This window comes from Psychrobacillus psychrotolerans (assembly GCF_900115805.1).
GTDB lineage: Bacteria > Bacillota > Bacilli > Bacillales_A > Planococcaceae > Psychrobacillus > Psychrobacillus psychrotolerans.
Genome location: NZ_FOXU01000006.1, coordinates 56,754 through 73,896, shown reverse-complemented (window position 1 = coordinate 73,896; position 17,143 = coordinate 56,754). Strand labels below are relative to the sequence as shown.

At 37.6% G+C, this 17,143-nt stretch carries 19 protein-coding genes and 1 tRNA gene; 4 read left to right on the top strand and 16 right to left on the bottom strand.

The window, feature by feature from the left end; genetic code table 11:
* Positions 1-2: 2 nt before the first annotated feature.
* From gpmI to BM260_RS12420, 6 genes are all read right to left on the bottom strand, one after another.
* Positions 3-1,541: a 2,3-bisphosphoglycerate-independent phosphoglycerate mutase gene (gene gpmI / locus BM260_RS12445; protein WP_093537678.1), complete on the bottom strand. Its 1,539-nt coding sequence runs from the start codon at positions 1,539-1,541 to the stop codon at positions 3-5.
* Positions 1,534-2,295: a triose-phosphate isomerase gene (gene tpiA, locus BM260_RS12440; RefSeq protein WP_093537677.1), complete on the bottom strand. Its 762-nt coding sequence runs from the start codon at positions 2,293-2,295 to the stop codon at positions 1,534-1,536. The genes gpmI and tpiA overlap by 8 nt, the downstream gene beginning before the upstream one ends.
* Positions 2,296-2,310: 15 nt before the next feature.
* Positions 2,311-3,477, bottom strand: coding sequence for a phosphoglycerate kinase (locus BM260_RS12435; RefSeq protein WP_407691714.1), 1,167 nt, complete (start codon positions 3,475-3,477; stop codon positions 2,311-2,313).
* Between the two features lie 211 nt (positions 3,478-3,688).
* Positions 3,689-4,696 carry a type I glyceraldehyde-3-phosphate dehydrogenase gene (gene gap, locus BM260_RS12430; RefSeq protein ID WP_093537675.1) on the bottom strand — a complete coding sequence of 336 codons (1,008 nt, stop codon included), beginning with the start codon at positions 4,694-4,696 and terminating at the stop codon, positions 3,689-3,691.
* Positions 4,697-4,708: 12 nt separating this feature from the next.
* Positions 4,709-5,746, bottom strand: a complete 1,038-nt coding sequence (locus tag BM260_RS12425; RefSeq protein WP_093537674.1) for a sugar-binding transcriptional regulator — start codon at positions 5,744-5,746, stop codon at positions 4,709-4,711.
* A 331-nt stretch (positions 5,747-6,077) separates the two neighbouring features.
* A complete protein-coding gene (locus tag BM260_RS12420) occupies positions 6,078-6,311 on the bottom strand; it encodes a glutaredoxin family protein (protein WP_093537673.1) in 234 nt (77 codons plus the stop codon).
* Positions 6,312-6,455: 144 nt separating this feature from the next.
* Between BM260_RS12420 and BM260_RS12415 the strand changes: the two genes are divergently transcribed.
* Both BM260_RS12415 and BM260_RS12410 read left to right on the top strand, forming a co-directional pair.
* Positions 6,456-6,980, top strand: coding sequence for an RNA polymerase sigma factor (locus BM260_RS12415; RefSeq protein ID WP_093537672.1), 525 nt, complete (start codon positions 6,456-6,458; stop codon positions 6,978-6,980).
* Positions 6,955-8,115: a hypothetical protein gene (locus BM260_RS12410; RefSeq protein ID WP_093537671.1), complete on the top strand. Its 1,161-nt coding sequence runs from the start codon at positions 6,955-6,957 to the stop codon at positions 8,113-8,115. The genes BM260_RS12415 and BM260_RS12410 overlap by 26 nt, the downstream gene beginning before the upstream one ends.
* Before the next feature lie 63 nt (positions 8,116-8,178).
* On the opposite strand, the gene BM260_RS12405 is transcribed toward BM260_RS12410, so the two are convergent.
* Together BM260_RS12405 and BM260_RS12400 are read right to left on the bottom strand one after the other, a co-directional pair.
* Positions 8,179-8,979, bottom strand: coding sequence for a TPM domain-containing protein (locus BM260_RS12405; protein ID WP_093537670.1), 801 nt, complete (start codon positions 8,977-8,979; stop codon positions 8,179-8,181).
* A complete protein-coding gene (locus tag BM260_RS12400; RefSeq protein ID WP_093537669.1) occupies positions 8,979-9,557 on the bottom strand; it encodes a LemA family protein in 579 nt (192 codons plus the stop codon). Before BM260_RS12400 ends, BM260_RS12405 begins: the two co-directional genes overlap by 1 nt.
* Positions 9,558-9,853: 296 nt before the next feature.
* Between BM260_RS12400 and BM260_RS12395 the strand changes: the two genes are divergently transcribed.
* On the top strand, positions 9,854-10,792 hold the full coding sequence (locus BM260_RS12395) for a catalase (protein ID WP_093537668.1): 939 nt from the start codon (positions 9,854-9,856) through the stop codon (positions 10,790-10,792).
* 103 nt (positions 10,793-10,895) lie between these two features.
* Here the strand turns inward: BM260_RS12395 and BM260_RS12390 are convergent.
* Positions 10,896-10,967, bottom strand: a tRNA-Arg gene (locus tag BM260_RS12390).
* A 165-nt stretch (positions 10,968-11,132) separates the two neighbouring features.
* On the opposite strand from BM260_RS12390, the gene clpP reads away from it, so the two are divergent.
* Complete coding sequence (gene clpP, locus BM260_RS12385) at positions 11,133-11,729, top strand: ATP-dependent Clp endopeptidase proteolytic subunit ClpP (protein ID WP_093537667.1); 597 nt, start codon at positions 11,133-11,135, stop codon at positions 11,727-11,729.
* Positions 11,730-11,789: 60 nt separating this feature from the next.
* Here the strand turns inward: clpP and BM260_RS12380 are convergent, their stop codons facing one another.
* From BM260_RS12380 to trxB, 7 genes are all read right to left on the bottom strand, one after another.
* Positions 11,790-12,200, bottom strand: coding sequence for a hypothetical protein (locus BM260_RS12380; protein WP_093537666.1), 411 nt, complete (start codon positions 12,198-12,200; stop codon positions 11,790-11,792).
* A gap of 144 nt (positions 12,201-12,344) precedes the next feature.
* On the bottom strand, positions 12,345-12,602 hold the full coding sequence (locus BM260_RS12375; RefSeq protein ID WP_093537665.1) for an HPr family phosphocarrier protein: 258 nt from the start codon (positions 12,600-12,602) through the stop codon (positions 12,345-12,347).
* Positions 12,603-12,619: 17 nt separating this feature from the next.
* Entirely contained in the window at positions 12,620-13,561 is a 942-nt protein-coding gene (whiA, locus tag BM260_RS12370; RefSeq protein WP_093537664.1) for a DNA-binding protein WhiA, read from the bottom strand.
* A 28-nt stretch (positions 13,562-13,589) separates the two neighbouring features.
* Complete coding sequence (locus tag BM260_RS12365; RefSeq protein WP_093537663.1) at positions 13,590-14,561, bottom strand: gluconeogenesis factor YvcK family protein; 972 nt, start codon at positions 14,559-14,561, stop codon at positions 13,590-13,592.
* Between the two features lie 4 nt (positions 14,562-14,565).
* Positions 14,566-15,450 (bottom strand): RNase adapter RapZ, encoded by an 885-nt coding sequence (gene rapZ / locus BM260_RS12360; protein ID WP_093537662.1) that lies wholly within the window; start codon positions 15,448-15,450, stop codon positions 14,566-14,568.
* Between the two features lie 3 nt (positions 15,451-15,453).
* Positions 15,454-15,924 carry an NUDIX hydrolase gene (locus BM260_RS12355; RefSeq protein ID WP_093537661.1) on the bottom strand — a complete coding sequence of 157 codons (471 nt, stop codon included), beginning with the start codon at positions 15,922-15,924 and terminating at the stop codon, positions 15,454-15,456.
* A 197-nt stretch (positions 15,925-16,121) separates the two neighbouring features.
* On the bottom strand, positions 16,122-17,072 hold the full coding sequence (gene trxB, locus BM260_RS12350) for a thioredoxin-disulfide reductase (protein ID WP_093537660.1): 951 nt from the start codon (positions 17,070-17,072) through the stop codon (positions 16,122-16,124).
* Positions 17,073-17,143: the final 71 nt, after the last annotated feature.

The following is a 17,143-nucleotide window of genomic DNA, read 5'->3' as shown; positions in this document are numbered from 1 at the left end:
TTTTAATTCTCCGTTTCGATTAGTGTTTTACCTGTCATTTCAGGCGGTGTTTCTATCCCTAATAAGTGTAACATGGTTGGAGCCAAATCGGCTAAAATTCCGTCACTTCTTAGTGTTGCATTCTTCTCTGTAACAACCACCGGTACCGGATTGGTTGTATGGGCTGTCATCGGTTGCCCTTCCACCGTTGTTACTTCATCTGAATTACCATGGTCGGCAGTGATAATTGCATGACCGCCTTTAGCTAAAATTGCATCGACCACTTTACCTAAACAATCGTCTACTGCTTCTATAGCTTTAATCGTCGGCTCTAGCATTCCACTATGTCCAACCATATCGGGGTTAGCAAAGTTTAAAATAATCGCATCAAATTTATCATGTGCAATTGCATCCAATAGAGCATCTGTAACTTCATAGGCGCTCATCTCGGGCTGCAAATCATATGTAGCAACCTTTGGCGAGTTAATCAGGATACGTTCTTCACCTGGGAAAGTTGCTTCTCTCCCACCACTCATGAAGAATGTTACATGTGGGTATTTCTCTGTCTCTGCAATACGTAATTGGGTTTTGCCATGCTTCGCAAGAACTTCCCCTACTGTGTTGTAAAGATCTGCTTTCTCGAAAACCACATCTGCCACAACATCATCACTATAATGAGTAAATGTAACAAATTTTAAATTCGTTGGATGCTTGTCGCTTAAAGGAATACTATCAAATGATGGTGTGTTAAGAGCCATCGATAATTGAATAGCACGGTCAGGACGGAAGTTAAAGAAAATAACGGCATCGTTTGTATCAATCGTTACAGCAGGCTTTGCATCTTCTTCGATAACGAAAGGAACAACAAATTCATCCACAATATCTTCTTCATAGGATGCTAAAATACCAGCTGTCGCTGATTCTGCTGTTCTTCCTAAACCGTCAACAATAGCTTTATATGCCAGTAAAACTCTTTCCCATCTACGATCGCGATCCATCGCATAGTATCTACCACTAATAGAGGCAAACTTCCCTATGCCGATTTCCTTCATTTTCTCTTCTGTTTCCGTTACATAACCAATGGCTGTACGAGGACCTACATCGCGTCCATCTAAAAAGCCATGGACAAAAACGTCTTCTAATCCTTGTTCTTTAGCTAGCTTCAATAATGCAAATAAATGCGTATAGTGACTATGAACGCCACCATCCGAAAGTAATCCCATTAAGTGTAATTTTCCACCTGTTTGCTTTACATGGTCTATGGCAGCTAAAAGTTTAGGCTCCAAGAAAAATTCCTCTTCACGAATTGATTTGTGAATACGAGTTAGATTTTGGTATACAACTCTCCCAGCACCAATATTTAAATGACCAACTTCCGAGTTACCCATTTGGCCTTCTGGTAAGCCAACTGCTTCTCCAGACGCCGTTAAGGTTGCGTTTGGAAAACCTTTCCAATATCGATCAAAATTTGGTTTGTTGGCTTGAGCGACTGCATTTCCAAAGGTTTCATGACGCAAGCCAAAACCATCTAGAATGATTAATGCTACTGGACTTTTAGACATTTGCACCGGCCTCCAACAGTTTTACAAAAGAATCTACTTGTAAGCTTGCTCCTCCTACAAGTGCACCATCAATATGCTCTTTAGATAAAAGCTCTACAATATTTTCAGGTTTCACACTACCACCGTACTGGATACGAACACTATTTGCCACTTCTTCACCGTAGCCATCTAGTATCGTTTCACGAATTGCTTGGCAGACATCATTTGCATCGTCAGCAGTAGCTGTTTTCCCAGTACCAATCGCCCAAATAGGTTCATATGCAATAATAGACTGGATTAGTTGTTCCTCTGTTAACCCTTCAATTGCTGCCATTACTTGGTTAGATACGATCGTTTCTGTTTCGTTCTGCTCACGTTGCTCTAAAGTTTCGCCTACACAAATGATTGGTGTCAGGTTATTTTCAAAAGCAGCTTTCGCTTTTTTATTCACCGATTCGTCTGTTTCATTGAAATATTGACGACGTTCCGAGTGACCGAGTACTACATATTCTACTCCTAGGTCTTGTAGCTGATGTCCACTAACTTCACCAGTATAAGCGCCCTCTTTTTCCTCGTGCATTGTTTGTGCTCCGATAGAAACGAAAGAACCCTTTGTCGCTTCAACAAGCTGATCTAAAAATAGCGGTGGAGCGCAGATTACTGCATCAACTTTTGTGCCATCCACTTGTTGTTCTTTTAACTGAAGTGCAAATTCCTTTGCCTCCGCAAGTGTTTTATACATCTTCCAATTCCCTGCTATTACTGGTTTACGCATATGACATCTCCTCCATTACTTATCGTTTAAAGCAGAAACTCCCGGTAAATCCTTACCTTCCATAAACTCCAAGGAAGCTCCGCCACCAGTGGAAATATGGTCCATCTTCTCGCCAACATTAAATTTTTCTACAGCTGCTGCTGAATCGCCGCCTCCGATGATTGTATAACCAGCTGTTTCAGCCATTGCATTTGCTACTGCTTTTGTACCTTCTGCAAATGCATCCATTTCGAATACACCCATCGGTCCATTCCAAATAATGAGCTTACTATTCTTAATAACATCCGCATATAATTCTCTTGTTTTTGGTCCAATATCTAATCCCATCCAGTCGGAAGGAATTGCATCAATGTCCACTACTTTAGTGTTTGCATCTTTCGAGAATTCATCTGCAACTACTACGTCTACCGGCAAATGGAAGGAAACGCCTTTTTCTTTTGCTTTTTCTAGGAAGCCTCTCGCAAGCTCCATTTTATCTTCTTCCAGTAAAGAAGTTCCAATCTCATGGCCTTGTGCTTTCGTAAATGTATACGATAAGCCTCCACCTATTAGGATATTATCTACTTTGTCCAATAAATGATCGATAACGCCAATTTTATCTTTTACTTTTGCCCCACCAATGATGGCAGTAAATGGACGCTCAGGCTCTGCTAAAGCTTTGCCTAATACATCTAACTCTTTTTGCATTAAAAGACCTGACACAGCTGGTAGTAGTTTTGCAATACCTTCCGTTGTAGCATGTGCACGATGAGCAGCACCAAAAGCATCATTGACAAAAATCTCTGCAAGCTTGGCAAAAGATTTAGCTAGCTCTGCATCGTTCTTTTCTTCACCTGCATGGAAACGGACATTTTCTAATAGAACAACATCTCCGTCATTCATTTCTAAAACTGTTTTCTCTACTGATTCGCCGATAGATTCTTCTAATTTGTTCACTGGCTTATCCAAAAGTTTTGCTAAATGTTCTCCAACTTTGGTTAAACGTAAATCTTCCTTCACTTCACCTTTAGGTCGTCCCATATGGCTTGCTAGAATTACTTTCGCACCCTGTTCGATTAAATAATTGATCGTTGGTAATGCTGCACGAATTCTAGTATCATCCGTGATAATTCCATCTTCCATTGGTACGTTGAAGTCTACACGACAAAATACACGTTTTCCTTGTAAAGCTACATCGCTCATTGTTTGTTTTACCTTCATGAGATAAGCCTCCTTCTATGTTATGAAAAGCACAGGCGCCGATAAAAGCACCTCATTCATCTATTATGTTAAAAAAAGGAGCTAGGGGTAATCCCTGGCTCCTTTACCCTCTTTCATTATAGAGGTTATTTTATCGATTCGCCACGTAAAATCACATTCATATTATGTGTATTTCCTTGTCAAAACGAAAATCTTATAGTCCTTTTTTAGCCATAAGTAATGCAAGGTCGATACAACGTGCAGAATATCCTGATTCGTTGTCATACCAAGCTAATACTTTTACTAAGTTATCTCCAAGTACCATTGTAGAAAGACCATCTACTGTAGAGGAAGCTGTATTTCCGTTATAGTCTCTTGAAACTAAAGGAAGCTCGTTATAATCCATAATTCCTTTTAAATCACTTTCAGAAGCTGATTTAAGTGCTGCATTTAACTCTTCTGCTGTAACATTTTTATCTAATTCTGCAACAAAGTCTACGATTGAAACGTTTGGTGTTGGTACACGAACTGCCATACCATCTAATTTCCCTTTCAACTCAGGAAGTACTTTAGCTACTGCTGCTGCTGCTCCTGTTGTTGTAGGAATCATTGATTCTGCTGCTGCACGAGCACGACGGTAATCGCTATGCGGTAAGTCTAAAATACGTTGATCGTTTGTATAAGAATGTATTGTTGTCATCATTCCACGTTTGATACCAAATTGATCTTGTAATACTTTAGCAATTGGTGATAAACAGTTAGTAGTACAAGATGCATTTGAAATAACATGATCAGTAGCTGGATTGTATTGATCAGCATTTACACCCATAACGAATGTAGGCATATCATCTTTAGCTGGTTGTGATAAAATTACTTTTTTAGCTCCAGCTTCAATATGCTTGCTAGCTTTTTCTGTTGTGCTGAAAATACCAGTACACTCAATTACGATATCTACTTGTTCTTCTTTCCAAGGTAGTGCTGAAGGATCTTTTTCTGCGAACACGCGAATGTTTTTGCCATTTACTACAAGGTAATCTCCTTCAGAAGATACGTCTGCATTGAAAATACCGTGAACAGAATCATATTTCAATAAATGAGCAAGCATTGCAGCATCCGTTAAGTCATTGATTGCTACTACTTCTAAGTCTTTTTGTTCCAAAGCTTCTCTGAATACTTTACGTCCGATACGTCCAAAACCATTAATCGCTAATTTTACTGTCATTTTAAATTCCTCCTAGTTGTTTTGTTCCATTATTCTCATCATTTCTTGTGCTGCACCTTCATCGGTTACTAGAACCGTTTGAGCTGGTGCTTGTTTAAAATATGAAAGTAGAGCATTTGCTTTTTTAGTTCCTCCAGCTACTGCTAGAAGATGCTCCATATTTTCTAATTGCTTAAGTTGAACGCCAATCGTGCGAATTCTGTGTACTGCTTCCCCTTGGCTATTAAAGTAATAACCAAAAGCCTCACTCACCGCGCCAATTTCTTCTAAGCGTTGTATTTCCTCTAAACTTGAATTTCTTCGGCGGGCCATCTCAAGTGCATCCCCAATACCATGAATAATGATGTTCGTGCGTTCATATAAATCCACCATTTCTTTTATAAATGGCTCTTTTTTCATCGTAGAGTATGCTTCCTCACTCAAGCTATCTGGCATATATAATGTTCGGTATGAACCATTCATTTTATTTGCAAATAGGGAAGCAATTGTATTGGCTTGGAGCCTAACATCCTTACCAACTCCACCTCTTGCGGCTATAAATAATAGTCGCTTCCACTTGTCCGTTTGATGAACATAATTTGAAATGGAAGCAATCGTTGTACCACCAGTAACAGCAATGATGAACTCATCCGATAGAATACTTTCCAAATATTTAGCTGCTTCTTGAGACTGAAGCAAAGCAGTATTTGTATTAGTATCTACATTTCCCGGAACAATTATCACTTCTTTTATATTTAAATAACTTGCAAGCGATTTTTCGAGTTGTAATCTACCTGACCATTCTCGAACAACTTCTTTCAGCTCTATCAATAAATCATTTCCGCTAGAAGTTATACTAGCGCCATCTCTTGATATTTCTATGAATCCTTTATTGCGCAAAAAGTCCAATTCTTTTCTAGTTTCTCGTTCAGACAATCCTAGAATGTCACCGATCACTCTACGACCATAACCAGGAGACAATTGAATCGTTTGAAGTATTTGATATCTTTTTTGTAGCAAGATGCTCATCTCAGGCATTAACTTTAACTGAGCCTGTAATAATGAATCCATTTTTCACATCCCAACCACATGTGACGTTTTTGTCCCACGGTTACTATTTTTGTCCCATGCACTTAAAAAAATTTAATTTCTAAATTAAGCTTACAATACTATATTCCCAATAGCAAGAATTTGAAACCTATTTCTACACAAATTTATCCAGAAATTTTTCCAAAACATACTTATAGCTGCTTTCAAGTACTTCTACTACTACTTTATATTGCGATTGGGTGTTCATCGGTTGCGATTACGGATTACTATATTGCGATTTAGAAGTTGGTTGTTGCGATTATGCCTCGCTATGTTGCGATTCAGAAGTTGGTTGTTGCGATTGCCTAGAAAATTATCTAAGCAACGCTTCCAATATAGTTGCGTAATCTACTTGTCCATATTGAATTATTTTACCTTCCAACTCGATCACAGGAATCATCAGCATATATTTTTCATGCAGTGTATCATCTTCTTCAATATTTACTTCTTTTATGTCAAAAGCTACGTCTTCTCTTACTAGCTTCAACATAAGCCTAGCATCATCACATAAATGACAGCCTGGTCTTGTGTAAAAATGTACAATCATTTATATCATCCCTTTTAATAATCATTTCATTCATTTTATTATAATCTTTTTAATAAATAAAATCGCTCATAACAGTTTAAAGGAAAAATAATAGCGATACTTTTAAACTCACCGTTCGTCTATAGCTATAAGGGAGGTCAGAGGATGGAAATAGAACAGCTATATAAAGAATACAGCGACAAGGTTTATAGCTTTATATACTTTCTTGTTCGCCACAAGGAATGTGCGGAAGATCTCACCCAAGAGACATTTTATAAAGCATATAAAGGACTTGGCACCTTTAACCAAGAAGCTTCCACTTCTACTTGGCTATTAAAGATTGCCCGTAATGTTACATATGACTATTTTCGAAGGAAAAGGGTCGTACAATTTTTCTCCTTCGAGAAAGAACATGATATAGAAAATAAGGAATTATCGCCCGAATGTAGTTATGAAAAAAAAGAACAGCTTGCTAGAATGTATAACTCCCTGTATACCCTAAAAAAAGACTACCAAGAAGTCTTACTCTTACGCAAAATACAAGAGTGTTCCATTCAAGAGACCGCTTATATACTTGGTTGGACAGAAGCTAAAGTAAAGATGAAAATGACACGAGCACTTGAGGCACTGAAAAAGGAGTTTCATCAGGAAGGAGGTCACCCAAATGGATCCATCAAAAGAATTCGATAAGCTGTTGGCAGAAATGAAACATGTAGAGCGGTCAGAAGAAGCAAAAAGAAATACCTGGCTAGCATTAAAAGCAAAAGTGGAAACAAAAAGAAAACGCCCTATTATTCCCGCTTTTATTTCATTGGCTATAATCGCAATCGCTTCTTTTCTAATTTTCACTTATATAAACTCCTCCGAAACAGAGCAATCATCTCAAGCTATCGATAACGAAAAAATTATACGAGCGGTGTTAGAGAGAGAATATAATGGACCAGATATGGAGCTTGCTCGCTTACAAGACGAATGGTGGGACCTCCAAAGTGTAACGGAAACGAAGAACCAAGAAGAGTACGACCAACTTCTACAATCAAAGAAATACACAGATTTAATGGATTATTATTCAACTACTCATGGTGAATATTTTACTGAAAACATGTTAAAAAATGCAATTGCGTCGAATTTGATTTTCAAATATAACTATAGTCTTATAGAGAATAGCATCGAAGTGCATTTAGAAAATGTCAAAGTAGTACAGGAAAAAGAGCATCCAAATATCTATCGTCCCATTATCGAAGTCTCCCTAACTAATAACGAAGGTCAGAAAGTTTTCCATACATTGAAAGAAGAATTTATCTTTTCTACATCTGAGCCTGGAAAAATAGGGAGTTATAATGGCGTGAGGGATGGTGGAGGCATCGAACTTCAAGAGAAAATTGAAAACTTCCCTGCATATGTTGAAGATTATCAGAATGTTAGAACACCTCTTATTGATATTTCCTTCGATACGCTTTGCTTTAATACTCGTAAGAATGTCCAAGGTGAGAAAGTAGAATTTGAATCGGGTTGTACTTCGGACAAGAGTAAGATAAATAATATTATGGAAAACTTTGATGACCTTCCTATAAAAGCGGCAACTGAACAAGAAAGTACGGAGAGATCGGTAGTTCTTCCTCAAATCGATAATTATCAAATTTACTTAACAAATGCTGCAGATAAAGGAAATACGTTGTATACAATTACCATATTCGATGATGGGGTGCTAATGTTCGCAACAGGTGCTGACTTTGGAAACCTTGGCGATATCACTATAGAATCTCATGTTGAGATGTATGAAAAAGTCAGGCGGATGTTAGAGGAATTCGCTGAAAACGAATAAAAAAACCAACAATTTGTTGGTTTTTTCTAGTTTATATCTTATTTAAGAAATTTGCTTTAATATTTACCACTTACGACCTGCTCCTCCACCACCTGAGCTACCGCCGCCAAAACCTCCAAAGCCACCACCGGAACTTCTACCGCCTCCGCCGAAGCCTCCGAAGCTTCTACCACTAATACCTCGTCTTCTACCAGAACCGGAACTACCTCCGCCTCCAGACATTAAACTAACAATTATATATATGACAATCACACCTACAATAATTGTTCTAATCGTGGATCCACCGCCATCTGTAGAGCCTACAAGAGGAGAAGGACCTTTGGGACTTGTTAACTCCCCGTCCCAACCGTATTCAGTAGCTACCTGATTATATAATAGCTGATAAGTCGAAAGAATAGCACCAGGTACATCCCCACTCTCTAAGTAAGGAAAGGTGTAATCATCTAAAATTCTACCAATCTTACCATCCGGTAAAGCTCCCTCTAAACCGTAGCCGACCCCAATGTATACATCACGGCCTTCTACTTTATCAGGATCCATCTCCAAGATAAAAAGTACACCATTATCCTTCTCTTCATCCCCTATACCATAGCCACGCATTACATCTACAGCATATGTCGCAACATCCTGACCTTCTAAAGACTCTACTGTCATTACAACGATTTGCGAACCAGTAGCATTTTCTAGGTTTTGTCCAAGCCTTTCAATTTCTTGTTCTTGCTCTTCTGTTAGAACGTCATAGAAGTCTTGCACATATAATTCACCTGGTAAAGGCTTCGGATAATTAGATTCTGCAAAAGTTAATAATGGGAAGAGGAATGTAAGGAGAAGTGCAAATGTGATAGCATATGCACTTTTCTTCATCACTCTCCATCTCCTTCAAAATCGACTACGGGCGCTTCTTCCGCTCCCTCAGCTGATTTAAAGTATTCTTTCTCATCGAAGCCAAACATAGACGCTACGATACTTCCAGGCATTCGTTTTACTTTTTTATTGTAATCCGAAACAACTGTATTATAATCTTGTCTTGCTACAGAAAGTCTGTTTTCTGTACCGGAAAGTTCATCCATTAATTGTCTAAAATTTGCATCAGCCTTTAGTTCTGGATAATTCTCCACAACAACTAATAATCGGCTCAAAGCTCCCGATAATTCATCATTTGCCTCTGCTTGTTCCTCAGGTGAACCCGCTCCTGCCAATCTTGATCGTGCATCTGCGATATTTCCAAGCACTTCTTCCTCATGTGCTGCAAAACCTTTAACGGTACTAACTAAGTTCGGTATTAAATCCATTCTACGTTGCAGTTGGTTTTCAACTTGCGCATACGCATTATTTACGTTTTCTTCTTTGTCTACAAATCCGTTATAACTTCCCATAAATATCCCTGCGATTATCGCAATAATTACAACGACTATAATAATGGGCACTAATAATTTTTTCAACTCGCTCACCTCTTCAATAATTATAGTATTATTGTACCTTTAATTCGAAAATACAAAACCTATTATCGTTTACGGACCAAATATATATAAGTTTCATCTTATCCTTATATAGAAGTAACTAGATTGGATGACTTTTCCGTTTCGCCAGTAAACATATTTTAGATATAAATCAGCTTAGCTAACCATTTCATACTATATTTACATATTTTTAGTACTTCATTGTTTAGGTAATTTATTCAGTGGTAATGATTAATAAATGAAATCTTTCTTTTCATTCAAAAAAACGAGGTGATTGTTTGAGTAATTCACTACCGCAAAATGCCGTTAATACATTAGAACAACTTCAAGGTAAATTTCCTGGTTATCGACGTGCCCATGCAAAAGGCGAATTTTATGAAGCCACTTTTATTCCAAACGGAAATGCGATTCCATATACGACGGCACCCCATCTTCAACAAGAACCAGTAGCTGCTACCGTTCGTTTTTCCAATAGTCCACCAGACCCCTCTGCAGCAGATTTTTTATCTCCAGCTAAAGGAATGGCTATCCATTTCCATCAGCCAGATGGTTCTATTAGTCATCAAGTGTGTACCACAGTTCCAATGTTCGTCACAAAAGACCCTAAAACCTTTATAGATATGCTGAAAATTTTAGGCTCTCATAAAACGGGTATTCACTCCGTAGATTTAGGTTTAGGAGTGGCTAAGCTTCTGACAACCTTTCCAGAGCATAAGAATACATTGCTCACTCTTAAGGAACAGCTAAAGCAACCTCCTATTAGCTATGCGGCTTTAAACTACTACCCTATTCATGCATTCTTTTTAGTTAATGCTGAAGGTAAAAGACAATCTATAAAATACGAATGGCATCCTTTAAAAGATGAAAAATCCCCTTCTATCTTGGACAACATTCATTTATCGAAGAATTATTTACACGAGGACTTAGAGAAGCGAGTCGAAAAAGGCTCTGTCGGATTTGAGCTCTATATTCGAATAGGGGAAGATACAGATCCTACCGATGACCCTACCGATAAATGGCCATCTGATAGACAAAAGATATTAGTAGGGCGTTTAACAATAAATAAAAAGGTACTACCTACTGAAAGTCTATTGTTTGACCCTACAATAGTGGGAGAAGGTATCGACCTTTCCGAAGATCCGATTCTTCATTTTAGACATGATGCTTATGCAGTTTCCTTTGATAGAAGAAATAAAGAGGACGAAAAAACACCCTAAACAATACAAACCCAAGTATTTTTAAACTAATAAAAACCCTCCGTTTATATAGAAAATAAACGGAGGATTGAAATATCTTATGTATAACTATGTTGAAATAATATGCCCTCGGCGAGGATCGAACTCACATTACAAGCTTCGGAGGCTTGTGTGTTATCCATTACACTACAAGGGCAAGCGACTTATCTATTATACAAATAGAAGGCATATAATTCAAGCAAACATTTCAAAGCTTAACATTTGACCTTCCTTGACCATTATGTGTATGATAAAGTTACAACTGAGGGAACTTTTCTCAGTAACTAAATAATTTAACCCACCTTTGAAGGAGGAAATCAGGATGAATTTAATTCCTACTGTTATTGAACAAACTAATCGTGGAGAGCGTGCATATGACATCTACTCTCGATTATTAAAAGACCGTATCATTATGCTTGGAAGTGCTATTGATGACAACGTTTCAAACTCAATCGTTGCACAATTATTATTCCTAGAAGCAGAAGATCCAGAAAAAGATATCTCTATCTACATCAATAGCCCAGGCGGAAGTATTACAGCTGGTATGGCAATTTATGATACAATGCAGTTCATCAAACCTGATGTACAAACAATTTGTATCGGTATGGCTGCTTCTATGGGAGCATTCCTACTTACTGCTGGAACAAAAGGGAAACGTTATGCGCTTCCTAACGCAGAAGTAATGATTCACCAACCACTTGGTGGAGCACAAGGGCAAGCAACTGAAATCGAAATTGCTGCAAAACGCATTTTACATTTACGCGATAAGTTGAACAAAATTATTTCTGAACGTACTGGTCAACCAATCGAAGTCATTGCAAAAGACACAGATCGTGATAATTTCATGACTGCTGAACGTGCTAAAGAATATGGCTTAATCGATCATATTATCGATCGTAGCGAAATGAAAAAAGCATAATCTATCCACTAAAATCCCAAAGGAATTTATTCCTTTGGGATTTTTTCAAAGGAAATTTCCTCACTTCAATAAAAAATCAACTTCTCTTATCAGCTCATGATTATTTTTTATGCTATATCCTCTACTACTTTTGTGAGGAAATACAATTACATTTTCCTCAACAAATATATAAATTTGGTCATTCGGATTTGATGTTGACACTATCCTATATTCTGCCTTAAGCGGATCAAACGATTTCTCCAGTATTGATAGTTTCTGCCCTTTTAGTAATTCTTTCATTTCTTGCTGCTTTTCTAATGATGTATTGGTTTCTGTAAAATTCGTCTTATTTATTTCCTCTATCCTTAAAATAGTATCACTACTAAAAAACTCATCCGTTAATGCATTTTCTATTAGGGTACTTTTGGATAATTGAATACTTGCTAAAACGATTAAGCATAAAAAGAATCCTAAGATGAAATTCTTTTTCATACAGTCACCACCTATCTTATTTACTAAGATACCGTTAAATAGTTATGGAGCAACTACTTTCCTAACTTCTTGAGTTTTATAATGCCTTATTTTCCTCAAAAAAAATAGCCCTTTCGTCTAAATGACTAATGAGGCCGTTCGTTTTTATGATTCACTCGAGATGAAGTTAGCTAAAGCTTCTACTGCTTCCTCTGCATCGGAACCGTCTGCACTTAAGCCTACTTTTGTTCCTTTGCTGATCGCTAAACTCATAATTCCCATAATACTTTTTGCATTCACTTTTTTAGTATCTTTTTCTAAATAGACATCTGCAATATAACGATTTGCTTCTTGTACAAAAAGTGCAGCCTGCCTTGCTTGAAGTCCTGAAGATAATTTTACTTCCACCTGCTGTTCTGCCATAGTCTACTCCCCATTTCTTAAATTGTCTCTCCATTACGAAGCGCATTTGCTATTTCATCTATTTTTCGCAATCGGTGATTAACACCTGATTTACTCACATCGCCTGAGGAAACCATCTCACCTAGTTCTTTAAGTGTAACATCTTGATACTCTACACGTAACCTAGCTATTTCACGAAGTTTTTCAGGTAACCGATCTAATCCGATAGAATTTTCGATAAAACGTATATTGTCCACTTGGCGAATGGCTGCACTAATTGTTTTATTCAGATTGGCCGTTTCGCAATTTACTAGTCGGTTAACACTATTTCGCATATCTCGAATTATTCGAACGTCTTCAAATTTTAGTAATGCTCTATGAGCACCCGCAATACTTAAAAAATCGGATATCTTTTCTGCTTCTTTTAAATAGGCGACAAACCCTTTTTTTCGTTCAATTGTTTTCGCATTTAGTTCATATCCGTTCATCAAATCTACTAGTGCATCACTATGTGTTTTATAGGAAGAATAAATCTCTAAATGATAAGAAGAAGTTTCCGGATTATTTACTGATCCTCCTGCTAAAAAGGCACCTCTAAGATAAGCACGCTTACAGCAATTTTTTGAGACAAGATCTTTGGAGATAGAATATTCAAATTGAAAGCCGTCTTTTAGAATTTGAAGATCTTCTAGCAGACTTTTTGCCCCATCTCTAATACGACAAATATAAATATTATTCTTTTTCAACCTCATTTTTTTTCGAACGAGCAATTCTACTTGATATGGATATAACGATTTTATCAACGTATATAGTCTTCTAGCAATAGCTGCATTTTCTGTTTGTACATCTAAGCTTAACATTTTGTTGCTAAAAGAGAGAGATCCATTCATGCGTATAAGCGCTGATAGCTCTGCCCGTGCACAGCAAGGTTCTGATTCTTCCTGGGTCATCTCTTTTTTTGTTTCAGAAGCAAACGACATTTCCGTTTCCCCCTTTCTCCTGGACGGGTTAAGTTTTTAAACCGTCTGCGTATTCTACAAGCCATTTTGCCACTTCGGTTGCATCATGACGGACTGCACCGCCATGAACGACTGAAATGTCTTTTTTTACTATATCTATATTCAACTTTTTTAATTGGTCAATATCTATTTTAACAGGAGATGCTTGCTCTTGTTTATACATATACTGAACATTTTCGGGAATTTCTTCCTTACTTATCAACACAGCATCTAAGAAATTCTCTCCGACATGTTCGATCAGGGCATTTACATGATCATATGCAGAATAATTCCCTGTCTCCCCTGCCTGTGTCATTAAATTACATATATACACTTTCTTTGCGTTAGATTCCCTAATTGCTTGTTGAATATCTTGCACTAATAGATTAGGCAAAATACTAGTATATAGACTTCCTGGACCAATAACAATAACATCTGCCTGACGAATGACATTAATCGTTTCTGGCAGCGGTTTCACGTCCGTAGGAGTAATAAATACTTTTTCAATTTTTTTACCATACTTAGGGATTTTAGATTCTCCCGCAACGGTTGTTTGATCTTCAAACAATGCATGTAAAGTTACTATTTGATTGGCTGCAGGTAGAACTTTTCCGCGAATATTTAGCACTCGACTCATTTCCGTTATGGCATGCGCAAAATCCCCTGTTATAGAGGTTAGGGCAGCTAACATTAAATTGCCTAGTGAATGACCTTTTAACTCCTCGGACTGAGAAAATCTATACTGAAACATTTCTTCTACTAAAGGCTCCACATCGGAAAGGGCTGCTAACACATTTCGAACATCCCCTGGAGGCGGTATATCATATTCATCACGTAGTCGCCCAGAGCTACCACCGTCATCGGCAACCGTTACAATTGCTGTAATATCCAGTGGAAATTTCTTTAAGCCACGAAGTAACGTAGACAGACCCGTACCTCCACCAAGTATCACCAATTTTTTACGATGTTTTGTAGATCTCATTCCTTCAATCCTTTCTAATGACAACATCGCGGTGCGTTACAAGGGTTTTGTCGTCTGCTTTCAATGACTTTCCAAAGTATTCGGCTAGTGTAACAGAGCGATGTTGCCCTCCGGTGCATCCAAAAGCAATAACTAGTTGGGTTTTACCTTCTCTTTTATATTGAGGAATCATGAATTGGAACAGATCTGTTAACTTTTCGATTAAGGTTTTAGTATCGATCCACTTTAATACGTAACTAGACACCTCTTCGTCAAGCCCAGATTTTAAGCGTAGCTCTTCTATATAGTAGGGATTAGGTAAAAAGCGTACGTCAAACACTAAGTCAGCATCTATCGGAATACCATGCTTGAATCCAAAAGACATGACGTTCACAGTGAACACTTGACTGCTTTTGGAGGAAAACTCTTCTTGTATTTTCTCTCTTAGTTCCCGTGGTTTCATCTTAGAAGTGTTGTAAATGTATTGTGCTCTTCCCTTTAAATCAGAAAGTAATTGTCGTTCTTTTTTAATACCTTCTAATGGTAATCCGGAGTTAGCGAGTGGATGCGATCGACGTGTTTCCTTGTATCGTCTAACTAGTACTTCATCTCCGGCATCCAAAAATAGTAATTTCGGTGTCACCTTTGTTGCCTCTTCTAATTCATTAACAGAATCTGCTAATGAATTGAACATATCTCCACCACGCAAATCCATTACCACTGCGATATTCCGTGGTTGTTTGTTGGACTCTATCATAAGTTTGATAAACGTACTTAATAGTTCTGGTGGTAAGTTATCAATACAATAATAGCCAAGGTCTTCAAAACTTTGGATAGCTACAGTCTTTCCAGCACCTGACATTCCTGTAATAATGACAACTTCTGTTTCGTGCTTTTGAAGACTATCCATTGTTTATTCTCCCTCCGTTGACTGCTGAATTGTTTCCTTTATTAAGGCAAAATTAGGTGTATATACAAAAGTTCCATATTGCATACCTTTTTCTTGCGCAGCAAATAATAGATTTGTTCGATCACCTTCGGCCATAGGAAGATGGTGTAAGCTTTCGACTGAATGCCATTCTAATATACCCTCGGTTGTTACTTCATAAGGTATACCTTCTATATCTCTAGCGACGAAGGTAAATAACATCCATTCATCTACACGCTTACCTTCTTCTTCGATAACCATTGTGTAAATTCCTTTTAAGTGTGGCTGTATAGGAACAGTATTAGTTTCTTCTGTAAATTCTCTTACGGCAGAAACTAGAATAGATTCTCCTATTTCCATCTTACCGCCTGGTGCCACATACCAATTTCTTCTTGGTTTTTTTAATAGTAGTACTTTATCATCTTTACATACGAGCAGGTTTGCTATTCTTTGCACAAATCTTCACTCCACATCTATCATGTGTTAATAAACTATATTATACATTAATTTTCATAAAAAGAGGCTGCTTCACGATTAATATCGCGAAACAGCCCGTCAAATGTTTCTATATAAAAAGGGGGGTCAATTTATATTCTTTACTATACACTTTGTATATTTCAAGACGTTTACAATCAGATTAAAATAAAGTTAAATTAAGCGTTTGAGATTGTTTTGTCTTTCAATTTTTCAATATAGTGTTGCGCAGCTTGTGCAGCAATGCTTCCGTCGCCTGTTGCAGTAACAATTTGACGAAGCATTTTCTCACGAACATCTCCTGCGCCGAATATCCCAGGTACAGTTGTTTCCATTTTTTCGTTTGTCACAATATACCCATTGTCATTTAAAATGCCTAAGTTTCCAAAAGGTTTTGTTAATGGAAGCATCCCTACATATACAAATACACCGTCTGTTTCAAATTCTTTTTCCGTACCGTCAACAGTAGACACTAATGTAACACTTGCTACTTTACCATCTTTGCCATGAATTTCTTTTAAAGTGGTGTTCCAGATAAAATCAATTTTCTCGTTTGCAAATGCACGATCTTGAAGAATTTTTTGTGCACGCAACGCATCACGACGATGCACAATAGTTACTTTGTTTGCAAATTTCGTTAGGAACGCACCTTCTTCAACAGCAGAGTCTCCTCCACCTACAACTACAAGGTTTTTCTGTTTAAAGAAAGCTCCATCACAAACTGCACAATAACTAACTCCGCGGCCACCAAGCTCAGTTTCGCCCGGAATTCCCATTTTTTTATATTCCGCACCAGAAGAAATAATGACTGCTAATGCTTTATATTCTTTTCCACTTACCTTAACTGTTTTGTAAGCTTCTCCATCAACAATTTCTGACACATCGCCGTATGCATATTCCGCACCAAATTTTTTCGCATGATCAAACATTTTAGTGGAAAGCTCAGGTCCTAAGATCATTTCAAATCCAGGATAGTTTTCAACTTCTTCTGTGTTTGCCATTTGTCCACCTGGAATCCCACGTTCAATCATTAAAGTGGAAAGGTTTGCGCGTGAAGTATATACCGCCGCTGTCATTCCTGCTGGTCCAGCACCAATTATTATTACATCATAAATTTTATCTACAGTCATCTTCTATTCCTCCTACATACATTGCTACTATCCTCAATCTATAGGATTTTTTCATACGCTTCAACTATTTT

Coding starts and splice junctions, on each gene's coding strand:
- gpmI (WP_093537678.1), bottom strand. CDS start 1,541: ATGTCTAAAAGTCCAGTAGCATTAATCATTCTAGATGGTTTTGGCTTG.
- tpiA (WP_093537677.1), bottom strand. CDS start 2,295: ATGCGTAAACCAGTAATAGCAGGGAATTGGAAGATGTATAAAACACTT.
- BM260_RS12435 (WP_407691714.1), bottom strand. CDS start 3,477: ATGAGCGATGTAGCTTTACAAGGAAAACGTGTATTTTGTCGTGTAGAC.
- gap (WP_093537675.1), bottom strand. CDS start 4,696: ATGACAGTAAAATTAGCGATTAATGGTTTTGGACGTATCGGACGTAAA.
- BM260_RS12425 (WP_093537674.1), bottom strand. CDS start 5,746: ATGGATTCATTATTACAGGCTCAGTTAAAGTTAATGCCTGAGATGAGC.
- BM260_RS12420 (WP_093537673.1), bottom strand. CDS start 6,311: ATGATTGTACATTTTTACACAAGACCAGGCTGTCATTTATGTGATGAT.
- BM260_RS12415 (WP_093537672.1), top strand. CDS start 6,456: ATGGAAATAGAACAGCTATATAAAGAATACAGCGACAAGGTTTATAGC.
- BM260_RS12410 (WP_093537671.1), top strand. CDS start 6,955: ATGGATCCATCAAAAGAATTCGATAAGCTGTTGGCAGAAATGAAACAT.
- BM260_RS12405 (WP_093537670.1), bottom strand. CDS start 8,979: ATGAAGAAAAGTGCATATGCTATCACATTTGCACTTCTCCTTACATTC.
- clpP (WP_093537667.1), top strand. CDS start 11,133: ATGAATTTAATTCCTACTGTTATTGAACAAACTAATCGTGGAGAGCGT.
- BM260_RS12380 (WP_093537666.1), bottom strand. CDS start 12,200: ATGAAAAAGAATTTCATCTTAGGATTCTTTTTATGCTTAATCGTTTTA.
- BM260_RS12375 (WP_093537665.1), bottom strand. CDS start 12,602: ATGGCAGAACAGCAGGTGGAAGTAAAATTATCTTCAGGACTTCAAGCA.
- whiA (WP_093537664.1), bottom strand. CDS start 13,561: ATGTCGTTTGCTTCTGAAACAAAAAAAGAGATGACCCAGGAAGAATCA.
- BM260_RS12365 (WP_093537663.1), bottom strand. CDS start 14,561: ATGAGATCTACAAAACATCGTAAAAAATTGGTGATACTTGGTGGAGGT.
- rapZ (WP_093537662.1), bottom strand. CDS start 15,450: ATGGATAGTCTTCAAAAGCACGAAACAGAAGTTGTCATTATTACAGGA.
- trxB (WP_093537660.1), bottom strand. CDS start 17,072: ATGACTGTAGATAAAATTTATGATGTAATAATAATTGGTGCTGGACCA.